Origin of the sequence: Arthrobacter sp. FW306-07-I (assembly GCF_021800405.1) — a bacterium.
Classification (GTDB): Bacteria; Actinomycetota; Actinomycetes; order Actinomycetales; family Micrococcaceae; genus Arthrobacter.
The window spans coordinates 1,660,333-1,673,162 of the sequence record NZ_CP084550.1 but is presented as its reverse complement, the minus strand read 5'-3'; the positions used below and the strand labels follow the sequence as shown (position 1 = coordinate 1,673,162).

The window sequence follows — 12,830 nt, the reverse complement described above, 5'->3', positions numbered from 1 at the left end:
TTAGATCTCCATCCCGAAGTGCTCGCTGAACCGTACATCGCCTTCGATCATGTCGCGCATGTCCCCCACCTCGTTGCGGAACATGAGGGTGCGCTCGATGCCCATGCCGAAGGCAAAACCTGAATAGACGTCGGGGTCGATGCCGGCGGCGCGCAGGACGTTGGGGTTGACCATGCCGCAGCCGCCCCACTCGATCCAGGCCGGCCCGCCCTTGGCACCCGGGTGGAAGATGTCCAGCTCGGCCGAAGGCTCGGTGAAGGGGAAGTAGTTGGGGCGCAGCCGGATCTGGGCTTCGTCGCCGAACATCTGCCGGGCGAAGTGTTCCAGGGTGCCGCGCAGGTCCGCCATGCTGAGGTTCTTGTCGATGGCCAGGCCTTCGAACTGGTGGAACACCGGGGTGTGGGTTGCGTCCAGCTCATCGGTACGGAACACCTTGCCGGGGCACAGCACGTAGATGGGCACCTCGCGCTCCAGCATGGAGCGTACCTGCACCGGGGAGGTGTGGGTACGCATCAGCAGGTGGGCTTCGGGCGGCTCCACGAAAAACGTGTCCTGCATTTCGCGCGCGGGGTGGTCCGGCTTGAAGTTCAGGGCGTCGAAGTTGAACCACTCGGATTCGACCTCCGGGCCTTCGGCGATTTCCCAGCCCATGCCTACGAAGATGTCCGCCACGCGGTCCTGCAGCGTGGAGAGCGGGTGGCGGGCTCCGGCACGGCGGCGGCGCGGAGCGGCGGTGACGTCCACGGTCTCCTCCACGAGGATCCGGGCGTCATTTTCGGCTTCCAGCACTTCCGCGCGCTCGGCGAGCGCCTTGTTGACCTTCCCGCGGGAGGCACCCATCAGCTTTCCGGCGAGCGCCTTCTGGTCCTTGGGCAGCCGGCCGATCTCACGGTTGGCAAGGCTGAGCGGAGACTTCTCGCCACTGTGGGCAAGGCGCACCGCCTTCAGCTCGTCAAGGGTGGCCGCACCGGCGATGGCGGTGATGGCCTGGTCTACAGCGGCGTTGATGGCGGCCTCATCCGTGGGGTTCGGGATGGCGGCGCCCGGCAAAGTTTCAGTCATCTACTGTTCTTAGCTACGAGTCGTGGCTGCCGGCGGGCGGGACAGCCGCACGCGGTTTCCCGCCCGGTGCCGTCCGCCGCTGGCAGGTCATGGATGAATGCTGTACATCAGGGGCATTCAATGACCAGGTCAGGGCTCGCCGGCAGGACCGGCGGCCACTGCCCTCCAGTCTAGTTGAACCCTCCGGCTACCATGGCCTCATGACTTCGCGGCAGCGCACGGGCTCCCTTGACGGCCCGACGACGGCCCAGCGGCTCAGGTGGGCAGCGAACCTCCTCAACGGGAGCACCCTGGCCGGGCTCGCCGTCGCGCTTGCCGCCCGGACACGCATCAGCCGCGGTCCCCGCGGCATGGTTATTGCCGCGGGTTACCGCTGGCGGTTGCCCTTCGCGCACGCCTACACCCTGGGCAACGTGGTCCTGTGCCGCAGCACAGCCGAGGAGCTGGTCTCCCGTCCGGCGCTCCTGGGCCATGAGGAACGGCACTGCAGCCAGTACGCGTGGTGCCTGGGACTGCCGTTTGTCCCGCTGTACCTGGCAGCTGCCGCCTGGTCCGTGCTGCGCACCGGAAATCCGGGGACGGCGAACATCTTTGAACGACGGGCGGGGCTTGCCGCGGGCGGCTACCCCCTTACGGGAAGGCGGACGTGATGGGTCCGGACCCGCACGTACAGGTTGGAGCAGGAACGGTCACCGTGACGGGAACAGGGTCCGCCGAGGCGGCCCCGGACCTGGTGCTGGTTTCGGTGGGTGCGGAGTGCCGCGCCGAGTCGGTCCAGGAAGCGTATGCGGCAGCCGGCGAGGCCCTCGCTGCAGTGGGTTCGGTGCTCCGCGGCCGCGGCGTTGCCCCCGCCGACCTCCGCACCGCAGGGCTGAGCGTCCGGGCCGACCTTGCCTGGCGGGACGGGGAAGGACAGAAACTCGTGGGCTACGTGGCAGCCGGCAGCCTTCTGGTGAAGCTTCGCGACATGGGCAGCGCATCGGGCACGGTTTCGGAAGCCGTCCACGCGGCGGGGGACGCTGCCCGGCTCAACAGCCTGCAGCTGGTCCTGTCCGACGACTCCGCCATCCGGGCCGAGGCCCGGGACGCCGCGTGGGCGGACGCGCTCCGCATCGCCGGGCAGTACGCCGCCCTGGCCTCGGGCACCTTGGGACGGGTGTTGTCCGTGGCAGACCAGCGGCCGGTTTCAGGGCCCGTACCGCTTGCCGGCCTGCAGCGGGCCTCCGCCACGGAGTCCGTGGCCCTTGAGCCCGGCGAGAACCGGGTGGAGGCTGCCGTGACCGTCACGTGGGAGCTGCAGCACTGACACTCCTCGGGCAGGGGTGAGGCGGAGGGCCCGCGTTGCAGCCTTGACTTCTATTCGAACATGTTTTCGAATGGAGGCATGAGATGGGAAGCGCAAGCACTGGTGCCCACACCCAACCCCGCAGGCGCGGCCGCTCCGGCACTGCTTCCGCTGGCGGGCCTGGTCCGCTCCGTCACCACGCCTGAGTTCGCCGGCATCACGTTCCACGAGGTCACTGCCAAATCGGTGCTCAACAGGGTGCCGGCGGGGTCCAAGATGCCCTTCGAATGGACCGTCAATCCCTATCGCGGCTGCAGCCACGCCTGCGTCTACTGCTTTGCCCGCAAGACCCACACGTACCTGGATTTCGACGCCGGCATGGACTTCGACAACCAGGTGGTGGTCAAGGTGAACGCAGCGGAAGTCCTGCGCAAGGAGCTGAACAAGGCCTCCTGGACGCGCCAGCAAGTGGCGCTGGGCACCAACACCGATCCCTACCAGCGGGCCGAGGGCCGGTACCGGCTCATGCCGGGAATCATCACGGCGCTTGCCGAGTCCGGCACTCCCCTGTCCATCCTCACCAAGGGAACCCTCCTGGCGCGGGACATCCCGCTGCTCAAGAGCGCCGCCACGCAGGTCCCGGTAGGGCTCGGCATTTCCCTGGCCATGACGAACGAAGCACTGTCCGAGGCGATCGAGCCCGGAACCCCCGGACCCAGGGCCCGGCTCCGGCTGGTGTCCCGGCTCCGCGAAGCGGGACTTCCGTGCGGTGTGATGGCCATGCCCATTCTGCCGTGGCTGTCCGACAGCGATGAGGCACTCGATGCGCTGTTCGGCTCGCTGGCGGCGGCGGGCGCCACCGGAGTCACCGCGGGCGCCCTGTACCTGAAGCCAGGCACCAAGGAGTGGTTCATGAAGTGGATCGCGGCCAACCACCCCGAACTGGCGGGCCGCTACCGGCGGCTGTACGGCACCGGCTCCTACGCGTCCAAGGAATACCGGACGTGGCTCGCCGGCAGGGTCCGGTACTTCAAGGCGCGCCACGGCTTTTCGCATTCGTCAGGCTTCAGCCACCGCGACCTGGACAAACCGAATTTGGACGATCCACGCGTCGAAGAGGCGCAGTACCCGGCGGGCATCATCCCCGCTGCCGTTCCGGGTGGCTCCACTGCCGTGCCTTCGGTGTCGCGGTCCGGAGTGCAGGACTCCCTGTTCTGACTTTTTGCGTGTCAGTCGCAGGGCTCAGTCCCGGGGCCGGCCTTTGGGGCTCAGTCCTGTCCGGTCAGTCCTGGGTGAGGGGCTCCTCTACCGGCAACGCCACAGAGTCCAGGAGGGCGCTGACAATCGGATAATCCGCCGGGATCCAGGGCAGGCCAAGGACGGCCTCCCGATTTCGCAGGTCCACCCAGCGCAGTTCGTCATGGTCTTCAAGGGGCATGGCCTCGCCGCTGGTCACTTCGGCGAACCAGACCCGCATGCTGGCGCGTTCATTGAGGGGCCAGCCCTGAGGTTCTTCCGCGGGCAGCTCCGGCCCCAGGCGGACATCGATGCCCAGTTCCTCGGCCAGTTCGCGCGCCAGCGCTGATTCGGGTTCCTCGCCGGGCTCCACCTTGCCGACTGGAAACTCCCACAACCCGGCCAGATGCTCCGGCGCGCTCCGCCGCGCCACCAGCATTGCCGCCGGCCGGGCCAGGTTGTCCACCACGGCTCCGCCCACTACCTGTATCAGTCCAGTCACCGGCTCATTCTATGGGCCACAATGGGAATGTCCGGAACAACATCCGGCAGCCCGTCGACGCAACAGGAATAGCTCCTGTCCGCGCGGGGTTTGCCACATTGTCCGGATCTTCCTGCCCCATTGCCGTGGCACCGTCCATTCCATGTTCCACCTTCGAAAAGCAGGCATATGAGCAGCGTTCTTTCCCCGTCCACGGCAGCCGGCACCAAGGCCCCCAATATCGGAATGGCCATCTTTGCGCTGGCCATGGGCGGCGTGGGCATCGGCGTCACCGAGTTCACCATGATGGGCCTGCTGAAGGAAGTGGAACAGGGCCTGGGGATCAGCACGCCCGAGGCCGGCCACCTTATCTCCGCGTATGCGCTGGGAGTGGTGGTCGGCGCTCCCCTACTGGCCGCCGTCGGCGCCAAGCTCCCCCGCAAGAAACTGGCGCTGGGGCTCCTGCTGTTCTTCACTGTGGCCAACCTGAGCTCTTTCGTCGCCCCGGACTACGGGTCGATGCTCGTGTCCCGCTTTGCCGCCGGCCTCCCGCACGGGGCCTTCTTTGGCGTTGCTGCCGTCATAGCCGCCTCCCTGGTCCCGGCCAGCCGGCGGGGCTGGGCCATCTCGATGGTCATGGCGGGGCTCAGCGTCTCCAACGTGGTGGGAGTACCGTTTGCCACGTGGTTGGGCCAGACCTTCGGATGGCGGCTGCTGTTTGTCCTGGTGGGCGCAATCGGGCTGCTGGCGTTGGCCATGGTGTGGAAGTTCGTGCCCTTCCAGGCCGCCCACCCCGATGCGAGCATCCGGCGTGAACTTGGTGCCCTCAAGCGGCTGCAGGTGTGGCTGGCACTCCTGGTGGGCATCGTGGGCTTCGGCGGCTTCTTCGCCACCTATACCTACATCGCCCACACCATGACCGCGGTGGCCGGCATCCCGTCCGCACTGATCCCTCTGGTGGTGGCGCTGTACGGGCTGGGCATGGTGGCCGGGAACATCGTGGGTGGCCGGCTGGCCGACAAGTCCGTCATGGGCACCCTGTACCGGGTCCTCCCGGGCGTTGCCGTGGCCCTTGTGGTCTACGCTGTGGCCGCGCATTGGCCGTGGAGCGCCATGGTCATGGTGTTCGTGGTGGGCGCCTCCGGCTCCATGCTTATTCCCGCCCTCCAGACCCGGCTGCTGGACGCCTCGCCGGACGCGCCGTCACTGGCATCCTCGCTGAACCATGCCGCGCTGAACGTCGCCAATGCCTTGGGAGCGTTCCTCGGCGGCCTGGTCATTGCCCTCGGCTGGGGCTTCACCGCCCCGGCGCTCGTCGGCGCCGTCCTGGCGCTCCTCGGTTTCGGCGTGGCCCTCTTCAGCGGCCTGATGGAACGCAAACGGCCGCTCGCTGCGTAGGCCGCGACGGGCACGCCCTTCGCTGCATGGCCTGCCGCCAAGGGGCCTAACGATGCTGCAACGCCGCCCCCGGGGCTACTGACTTTAGGGGGGGCTTATGTTAGCTTGAGCCACATCGGGACTATTAATCCCGGTCATAATGAGGAGGAGACATGGGTTTTCTTGCTTGGATTATTTTGGGCCTGATTGTTGGGGCCATCGTTAAAGCCGTGATGCCCGGACGGGTTGGCGGCGGCTGGGTGACCAGCCTCATCCTGGGTGTCGTCGGGGCCATTGTTGGCGGCTGGATTGGCAGCCTGCTGTTCAACAAGGGCGATCTTGCCTTCTTCGACCTCGGCACCTGGATTCTCGCTATCGTCGGTGGCCTGGTTGTCGCCGGCATCTACGGAGCAGTCACCGGACGCGGAAAAGCCAGCCGCGCACCCTGATCGCTCTGTCAATCAATAACCGACGGGCCCCGGAATTCCGGGGCCTTTCTTTGTGCCCCGCATTGCCGCCGTCGTTCCTTTCTTATGCCCCGATCCTTCTTTTTGCCGTCCTGCCGCCGAGTGCCTTACCCCACCTCTCCGGTGTACGCCGCAGCTTCAACCCTGCGCTGGGACCGGGCACTGGCGTAGAGGCACACCGTAGCCGCGGTCCCAAGGTTGAGGCTTTCGGCGGCACCGTACACGGGGACAGCTACACGGTGGTCCGCCAGCGCCAACTCCTCGTCGGAGAGTCCTTGGGCTTCGTTACCGAAGAACCAGGCAGTCGGTTCAGCGAGGTCGTAAGCGGACCCGGGGCCAGTTCCGGTGAGCCTTCGCCGGGCGCTCTCGTCCTGCAGTACGTCCAGGTCCAGCTGTCCGTATCCGTCAGCGGCGAGGACGCCGATGCCACGGGCCTTGCATGCCGCAGCCAGCTCCGCAGGGTCCGCGGCCAGGACGACCGGAAGGTGGAACAACGAGCCGGCGGTGGACCGGACCGCTTTGGGGTTGTAGATATCCACGCTGGAGGCGGTGAAGACCACCGCGTCTGCGCCGGCCGAGTCCGCCGCCCGCAGTATAGTTCCGGCGTTGCCCGGGTCCCTGACCTGGCACAGGACGGCAATCAGGCGGGGGCCGGCATCCAGCACATCCGCCAGGGACACATCAACGAAGCGGCAGACGGCGACGATCCCCTGCGGATTGACCGTGTCTGCCATGGCCGCCAGGACGTCGTCGGTTGCCAGCCTTGCCGTGGTGCCATGGGCGAGCTCTTCGAACTCGGGATAACGGTCAAGGCAGCTTTCGCTGGCAAAAACTTCCGTGACCACGCCGGGAGCACCTGCTGCAAGGCGCTGCTGGTGGAGCTTGAGTGCCTCCCGGACGGCTTGCGGCCCTTCGGCCAGGAACTGGCCGCGCTTTAAACGGGCCGGGCGCCCTGCAAGTTTTGCCACGTCCCTGACCCGATCGGCTCGGGGGTTGGACAGTGGAAGATCTTGCGGGCGCCCGGTTTCGTTCATACAAGAACTGTAGTAGCTGCTGCCACCTGTTCCTGAATGGGCCCCTCAAAGGAGGGGCGGCAGCACTGGCTAGGCTGCGGCAACCTTCTTGGCGGAGGTGTCTGCCGGCAGGGAGTCCTTGGCCACCTGGACCAGTGCGGCGAAGGCGTTGGCGTCGGAGACGGCAAGCTCGGCCAGCATACGGCGGTCAACCTCGACCTCGGCGGCCTTCAGGCCCTGGATGAGGCGGTTGTAGGTGAGGCCGTTGGCGCGGGAAGCAGCGTTGATGCGCTGGATCCACAGGCGGCGGAAGTCACCCTTCTTCTTCTTGCGGTCGCCGTAGCTGTACACAAACGAGTGCAGCAGCTGCTCTTTGGCCTTGCGGTACAGGCGCGAACGCTGTCCGCGGTAACCCTTTGCCCGTTCAAGGACAACCCGGCGCTTCTTGTGGGCGTTAACCGCCCTCTTCACACGTGCCACGTGCGTACTCCTTCGAAAATCTGATCCCAAGCATCTGTTGCCGGAAATCCGGCGGCGGCCTGAGAAGGCTGTTTGGCAGGTGACCGGCCACCAGGGGGCGGCCCGTCAATAAAACTTGGGAACTAGATGCCGAGCATCTTCCGGATGACCTTGGCATCGCCCTTGAAGACGATCTTGTCGCCGGCAAGGCGACGGGTCAGGCGGGAGGACTTGTGCTCCAGGTAGTGGCGGCGGTTGGCCTGCTGGCGGCGCAGCTTGCCGCTGCCGGTCAGCTTGAAGCGCTTCTTGGCACCACTGTGGGTCTTCATCTTCGGCATGGGAACCGATCTCCTTACGTTTCTGCTGGCCCGGAGGCCGCAGTTCTATCGCGCAGCCGCCCCTGCGGGCAGCATGCTGGTTGCTGACTGCCGGAGGGCGTACCCCCGGCAGCTGTGAACTAGTTGGTCTTCTTGCCGGCCGGCTTCGGCACTGCCTTGGGGGCAGGGCGCGCAGCAGGCTTGGGCGCGGCAGGCCTGGCCACCGGCTTCGGCGGAGCAGGCACAGCAGCAGGCTTGGGCGCCGCCGGGGCAGCAGCTTCCGGGCTGGCAGCCGCTGCAGGCTTCGGCGCCGGAGCGGCCTTCGGCGCAGCCGCTTTGGGAGCTTCCTGCTTCGGCGCGGCCTTCGTAGCGGCAGCCTTGGGAGCTTCCTGCTTCGGAGCGGCAGCCTTAGGAGCTTCCTGCTTCGGAGCGGCAGCCTTAGGAGCTTCCTGCTCCGGGGCGGCAGCCTCAGGGGCTTCCTGCTTCGGTGCTTCCTGCTCCGGAGCGGCAGCCTCGGGCTCGGTGGACACAGTGAAGCCTTCCGGCAGGAGGTCCGCCAGTGACTGCGTCATGGGGGCCTGGTCCTCGCCGGAGGTGTCAACGCGTCCGGAAGCCTTGGCTTCGTTCTGTGCCTTGGCCTCGGCGCGCTGCGTGGCACGCCGTGCTTCAGCCTTAGCCTCGGCCTTGTTCTTCAGCGGGCCAACCACCATGACCATGTTGCGGCCGTCGATGCGGGGGCTGGACTCCACCACGCCAACTTCGGCGACGTCGTCTGCGAAGCGCTGGAGCAGGCGAATGCCCATCTCCGGACGCTGCTGCTCACGGCCGCGGAACTGGATCATGGCCTTGACCTTGTCCCCGGCACCGAGGAAGCGAAGGGCGTGCCCGCGCTTGGTCTCGTAGTCGTGGGTGTCGATCTTCAGGCGGAAGCGGATTTCCTTCAGAACGGTGTTCGTCTGGTTCTTCCGGGCCTCACGTGCCTTGACCGCGGCCTCGTACTTGTACTTGCCGAAGTCCATCAGCTTGCACACCGGAGGCTTCGCCTGAGGTGCAACTTCAACGAGATCAAGGTCGGATTCGGCAGCCAGGCGCAGGGCATCCTCAATACGGACGATTCCTACCTGTTCACCTGCAGGTCCGACCAGCCGCACCTCGGGGACGCGGATACGCTCATTGATTCTTGGCTCGCTAATGTTAAAGCTCCTGTGTTTGTTGTTGTTTCCGGCAAATAGAGAAGGCCCCCAATTGCCGGAGCAATCGAAGGCCTCAAAGAGGTTGGCTAAGCAACCCCGTGAAGGGGCCGCACATGCACAGTCCCGGCAAATGCCGGCCCATGCCCAACCAAGTACCCGGCAACCTTGCGTCCCCTGCACGTTCCAATGGAACGCCTGGGACAGCGGCTGACGCGGGTGGGAGAGAACTCCGCTTGCAAACTGCATGCCATTCTACAGAAAAAATTCCCGCCAACGCCCGAAAACGCTGTGGGAACCTGATTGTTTGGGACAATCCCTGAAATAACGACATCCAGTCGGTCTGTGTCAAGCTTACCAGTATGAGCACCTCAGACAGCAATTCGTACGTCTTCGAACCCGGCGACGCAGGCGCAGACGTTTCCCAACAGATCCGGGACATCTCGGAAGTTCCCGCCATCGAGGTCATCACCACGGCCGCAGTTCACCTGATGAGCGCCGCCGCGGTAAAGCTTGGCCTGGCCGAGGAAGACAACGCAGCCGAGTTGAAGGACCTGGACGAGGCCCGGAAATTGATCACGGCACTGGCCGGCCTTGTCACCGCCGCCGCCCCCGAAATCGGCTCCCAGCACGCCGGTCCCTTGCGCGACGGCCTGCGTTCCCTCCAGCTGGCCTTCCGCGAAGAGTCGCTGATTCCGGACGCTCCGGGCAAGGGCCCCGGTGAAAAGTACACCGGGGCAGTGAACTAAGGAAGAACTCCCCCAAGCAACGCCCGACGGCGGGACGGCCTCTTGAAGGTCGTCCCGCCGTCGCGCTTTAACACCACCCATTGCTCCGTAACTGCCGTTTGGAGGGGCCAAAAGGACAACTACGCAGCAATCGATGAAAGGGCACTGCTTAGGCAGCAGCCCTGCGACGGCGCTGTTGGAGCGCCAGGCCCACCAGGCACAGCACCACGCCCGCGGCGCCGACGGACACGAAACCTCCGGAGGGCCCCATGGCATCGATGAACACTCCGGCCAGCGGGGAACCCAGGGCAACGCCGGCGGTCAGGGCCGACCCGTACCAGCCCATGGCCTCCCCGCGCCGCTCCTCCGACACCAGGTCCGCCACCTTTTCGGAGGCTGCGGAGAGCACGGGGGCGCACAGCAGGCCCGGCAGGACGGAGACGAAGGCCAGCGTCCAGGTGTCGTGCGCGAAAGCCATGGGCAGGGTCAGGGCGGCCATGCCCAGCAGCAGGAAGATCGGCGGGATGGGCCGGTGCATGGCGCCGTAAATCAAGCCGCCCACCACCGAAGCGGCGCACCAGAAGACGAACACGATGCCGATTTCACGTTGGTGTCCGCCGATTTCCAGCGCTGCGACGATGCCGACGTCGGTGCCGCTGAGGACCATTCCGGCGCCGGCGGCCACGGCGAAGAGTGCCGCGACCGTGGCGGTGAACCATGAGAAGCCACCCGCCAGCCTTCTCCTCAGGCCCTGTGCGGCGCTGGTGGCAGCTCCGGCGGGGGCCAGCTCCGCGGCGGCTTCCTGTACATGGGCCGGAGCCGTGGACACGACCGCTACTTCGGCGGCGTGCTGCTCATCCTCCGCGCATTCGACTGTCAGTCCCTGGCTGCGGGTGGGCGGGTTGAACCACATGAGGAACAGCCCGGCAAGGGACGTTGCCACGCCCACGACCGTGAGGCCGGCAGTGGTGAAGCCGCTGGTGGCTACAACCGCGCCGGCGGCCGGGCCGATCATGAACACCATTTCGGTGGTGATGGCATCGAGGGCGAAGGCGGTGCGGCGCTGGTCGCCCTCGGCCAGGACACCAAGGGACTGCCGGACCACGCTGAAGATGGGCAGCGTGAGCAGGCCGCCCACGAAGACCAGCGGAAGGAGCCATTGGTAGGACACGTGCGGCACCACAGCCCAGATCACAGTTTCTGAGATCACCGAGGGGATGAGCGCGGTGCGCAGCCCCACCGTGTCCACACGCCGCCCACGCCAGGGCGCTCCGAGGGCGATGCCGATGGTCATGACGGCCGCGGCAGCGCCGGCCGCGGCATAGCCTTGGCCCAGGGTGAGGACGATGTGCAGGGTGAGCAGGACGCCGGCGGCCGAGTGCGGGATCCGGGCAACCATGCCCACCAGCAGCAGCCGGCGGATAGGCCGGATGGCGAGCAACTCCCGGTAGAGAGCGAAATTCACGAAAGCGGTCCTTCAGGGTGCGCCGCAATCCCGGCGGGGATCACCCATCCGGCTGGCGGCTAGTCGGAAGCGCGCCTTAGTTTGATCTCAAGCGAATCGACGCGCTCCCCAAACAATACATTCCGCGACCACTCCGCCTGCAGGCCGGCTACCAGTTGCTGGACACCGGCGGCGTCCAGGCCGTCCTCGAGGTACAGCACCACCTGCAGTTCCGGCCCCGTACCGCCGCCCGGGAGTACTGATCCGTCGGCGGCCCTTGCGGCCACTCCCCCGCCGGGCAGGAGCTCGAGCCGGCGGATGGCGGCAAAGCCGGAGGCCGCGCGGCCCATTTCGGCTGCGAGCTCCTCGTCGCTGTAGGAGGGGATCCAGTCATGCTGCTTGGCGAGGGCCCAAACGCCGGGCCTGCGCACCACGAACGTCACGTCGGCGCCCGGGTCCAGGACCAGGAGTTCGGCTCCTTCCGCGACTGCCGAGAGCGCCGCCCGGGCGGCGTAGACGGCTACCGGCCTGGCCTCCGGATGCCATGCCGACAGCGCGGCGGCCGAGGTGAATGCCGGCAGCGCGGTCCTCCCGTCGGCTGCCTTGAGCGTCACCAGGGCCATGTCCGCCTGCTTGTCGGCGTGCAGGCCGTGAGCGGTCTCTTGCTCCTCAGCCAACTGCGCCACGATCGGGATGAAGACCCGCGCAGTTGCCAGCGAGGAAACGACTGCTTCTTCACCGCCCCGTCCCTCACGGAGCGCCGCGACCGCGGCGACGTAGCCGGCGTCGGCCGTGCCGTCGTCGTCCTCGAAGTTATGGATTTTGGCGTCGTCGCCGGCGAGGCTCCGCCCCGCCCATGGCTGGCCCGCAGAATCCGTGGCGCCGCCGGCACCGGCCAGCGCGGCAGCAATATGTCCGGGCAGCCGGCGGACTGCAGGGCGTTCCGGTTCCTCGACGTTGGACATGGCTTTAGTGCGCCCCGGACCTAGCGCCGGCCGGCGACGTCGAGGGCCTCCGGAAGCGTGAAGGCTCCCGAGTACAGGGCCTTGCCCACGATGGCGCCTTCCACGCCCAGGGGGACCAGCGAGCGGAGGACCTTGAGGTCGTCCAGGCTGGAGATTCCGCCGGAGGCCACCACCGGCTTTCCGGTCTTCTCCACCATCTGGCGCAGGAGTTCCACGTTCGGTCCCTGCAGCGTGCCGTCCTTGGTCACGTCGGTCACCACGTACCGGGCGCAGCCGGCCTCTTCGAGGCGGCCCAGGACGTCCCACAGGTCCCCGCCTTCCTTGGTCCAGCCGCGGCCCGCAAGGGTCGTGCCGCGGACATCGAGCCCCACGGCAATCCTGTCGCCGAAGCGCTCGATGGCCCGGGCGGTCCACTCCGGGTTCTCCAGTGCTGCGGTGCCAAGGTTGACCCGTGCGACCCCCAGGTCAAGGGCTGCTTCGAGCGTCTCGTCGTCACGGAGGCCGCCGGAGAGTTCCACCTTGATGTCCAGCCGGCCCACCACCTCCCGGAGGAGGTCGGCGTTGGATCCGCGCCCGAAAGCGGCATCCAGGTCCACCAGGTGGACCCACTCGGCACCCTGCTGCTGCCAGTTGAGTGCCGCTTCAAGGGGGGTGCCGTAGCTGGTCTCGCTCCCGGCCTCGCCCTGGACCAGCCGCACGGCCTGGCCGTTGACGACGTCGACGGCGGGCAGCAGTTCAAGTACCGGCAGGTCATGTGCGGTGGTCATACTCATCCTCGGTGTTGGTTCTCGGGCTCAGGGCGATTG

Annotated in this window: 15 protein-coding genes; 6 read left to right on the top strand and 9 right to left on the bottom strand. The window is 66.9% G+C overall.

Annotated features, from left to right (window positions below; all coding sequences use genetic code 11):
* Positions 1 to 1,062, bottom strand: a complete 1,062-nt coding sequence (gene pheS / locus LFT46_RS07710) for a phenylalanine--tRNA ligase subunit alpha (protein ID WP_236801956.1) — start codon at positions 1,060 to 1,062, stop codon at positions 1 to 3.
* 200 nt (positions 1,063 to 1,262) lie between these two features.
* Between pheS and LFT46_RS07705 the strand changes: the two genes are divergently transcribed.
* The 3 genes from LFT46_RS07705 to LFT46_RS07695 all read left to right on the top strand — a co-directional run bounded on the left by LFT46_RS07705 (position 1,263) and on the right by LFT46_RS07695 (position 3,565).
* Positions 1,263 to 1,712: a hypothetical protein gene (locus tag LFT46_RS07705; protein WP_236801955.1), complete on the top strand. Its 450-nt coding sequence runs from the start codon at positions 1,263 to 1,265 to the stop codon at positions 1,710 to 1,712.
* Positions 1,712 to 2,368: an SIMPL domain-containing protein gene (locus LFT46_RS07700; RefSeq protein ID WP_236801954.1), complete on the top strand. Its 657-nt coding sequence runs from the start codon at positions 1,712 to 1,714 to the stop codon at positions 2,366 to 2,368. Before LFT46_RS07705 ends, LFT46_RS07700 begins: the two co-directional genes overlap by 1 nt.
* Positions 2,369 to 2,446: 78 nt before the next feature.
* A complete protein-coding gene (locus LFT46_RS07695) occupies positions 2,447 to 3,565 on the top strand; it encodes an Rv2578c family radical SAM protein (RefSeq protein ID WP_236821757.1) in 1,119 nt (372 codons plus the stop codon).
* Between the two features lie 64 nt (positions 3,566 to 3,629).
* On the opposite strand, the gene LFT46_RS07690 is transcribed toward LFT46_RS07695, so the two are convergent.
* The gene (locus LFT46_RS07690; protein ID WP_272910828.1) at positions 3,630 to 4,085 is read right to left on the bottom strand and encodes a (deoxy)nucleoside triphosphate pyrophosphohydrolase; all 456 of its coding nucleotides are present in this window, start codon (positions 4,083 to 4,085) and stop codon (positions 3,630 to 3,632) included.
* Between the two features lie 168 nt (positions 4,086 to 4,253).
* On the opposite strand from LFT46_RS07690, the gene LFT46_RS07685 reads away from it, so the two are divergent.
* Entirely contained in the window at positions 4,254 to 5,462 is a 1,209-nt protein-coding gene (locus tag LFT46_RS07685; protein ID WP_236801952.1) for an MFS transporter, read from the top strand.
* A gap of 152 nt (positions 5,463 to 5,614) precedes the next feature.
* Complete coding sequence (locus LFT46_RS07680; protein ID WP_159632311.1) at positions 5,615 to 5,890, top strand: GlsB/YeaQ/YmgE family stress response membrane protein; 276 nt, start codon at positions 5,615 to 5,617, stop codon at positions 5,888 to 5,890.
* Positions 5,891 to 6,015: 125 nt separating this feature from the next.
* Here the strand turns inward: LFT46_RS07680 and LFT46_RS07675 are convergent, their stop codons facing one another.
* The 4 genes from LFT46_RS07675 to infC form a co-directional block, all read right to left on the bottom strand.
* Positions 6,016 to 6,942, bottom strand: coding sequence for a TrmH family RNA methyltransferase (locus LFT46_RS07675; protein ID WP_236821756.1), 927 nt, complete (start codon positions 6,940 to 6,942; stop codon positions 6,016 to 6,018).
* 69 nt (positions 6,943 to 7,011) lie between these two features.
* Positions 7,012 to 7,401 (bottom strand): 50S ribosomal protein L20, encoded by a 390-nt coding sequence (gene rplT, locus LFT46_RS07670; protein WP_018763610.1) that lies wholly within the window; start codon positions 7,399 to 7,401, stop codon positions 7,012 to 7,014.
* 122 nt (positions 7,402 to 7,523) lie between these two features.
* Positions 7,524 to 7,718 (bottom strand): 50S ribosomal protein L35, encoded by a 195-nt coding sequence (rpmI, locus tag LFT46_RS07665; protein WP_009358635.1) that lies wholly within the window; start codon positions 7,716 to 7,718, stop codon positions 7,524 to 7,526.
* Positions 7,719 to 7,837: 119 nt separating this feature from the next.
* Positions 7,838 to 8,848 carry a translation initiation factor IF-3 gene (gene infC, locus LFT46_RS07660; RefSeq protein WP_236821755.1) on the bottom strand — a complete coding sequence of 337 codons (1,011 nt, stop codon included), beginning with the start codon at positions 8,846 to 8,848 and terminating at the stop codon, positions 7,838 to 7,840.
* A gap of 401 nt (positions 8,849 to 9,249) precedes the next feature.
* On the opposite strand from infC, the gene LFT46_RS07655 reads away from it, so the two are divergent.
* Positions 9,250 to 9,636 (top strand): DUF1844 domain-containing protein, encoded by a 387-nt coding sequence (locus LFT46_RS07655; RefSeq protein ID WP_236801948.1) that lies wholly within the window; start codon positions 9,250 to 9,252, stop codon positions 9,634 to 9,636.
* A gap of 148 nt (positions 9,637 to 9,784) precedes the next feature.
* On the opposite strand, the gene LFT46_RS07650 is transcribed toward LFT46_RS07655, so the two are convergent.
* The 3 genes from LFT46_RS07650 to priA are packed head-to-tail and all read right to left on the bottom strand — an operon-like array spanning position 9,785 to position 12,791.
* Positions 9,785 to 11,080 carry an MFS transporter gene (locus tag LFT46_RS07650; RefSeq protein WP_236821754.1) on the bottom strand — a complete coding sequence of 432 codons (1,296 nt, stop codon included), beginning with the start codon at positions 11,078 to 11,080 and terminating at the stop codon, positions 9,785 to 9,787.
* A gap of 59 nt (positions 11,081 to 11,139) precedes the next feature.
* Positions 11,140 to 12,024: an SseB family protein gene (locus tag LFT46_RS07645; protein ID WP_236801946.1), complete on the bottom strand. Its 885-nt coding sequence runs from the start codon at positions 12,022 to 12,024 to the stop codon at positions 11,140 to 11,142.
* Between the two features lie 20 nt (positions 12,025 to 12,044).
* Positions 12,045 to 12,791, bottom strand: coding sequence for a bifunctional 1-(5-phosphoribosyl)-5-((5-phosphoribosylamino)methylideneamino)imidazole-4-carboxamide isomerase/phosphoribosylanthranilate isomerase PriA (gene priA, locus LFT46_RS07640; RefSeq protein ID WP_236801945.1), 747 nt, complete (start codon positions 12,789 to 12,791; stop codon positions 12,045 to 12,047).
* Between the last annotated feature and the right edge of the window lie 39 nt (positions 12,792 to 12,830).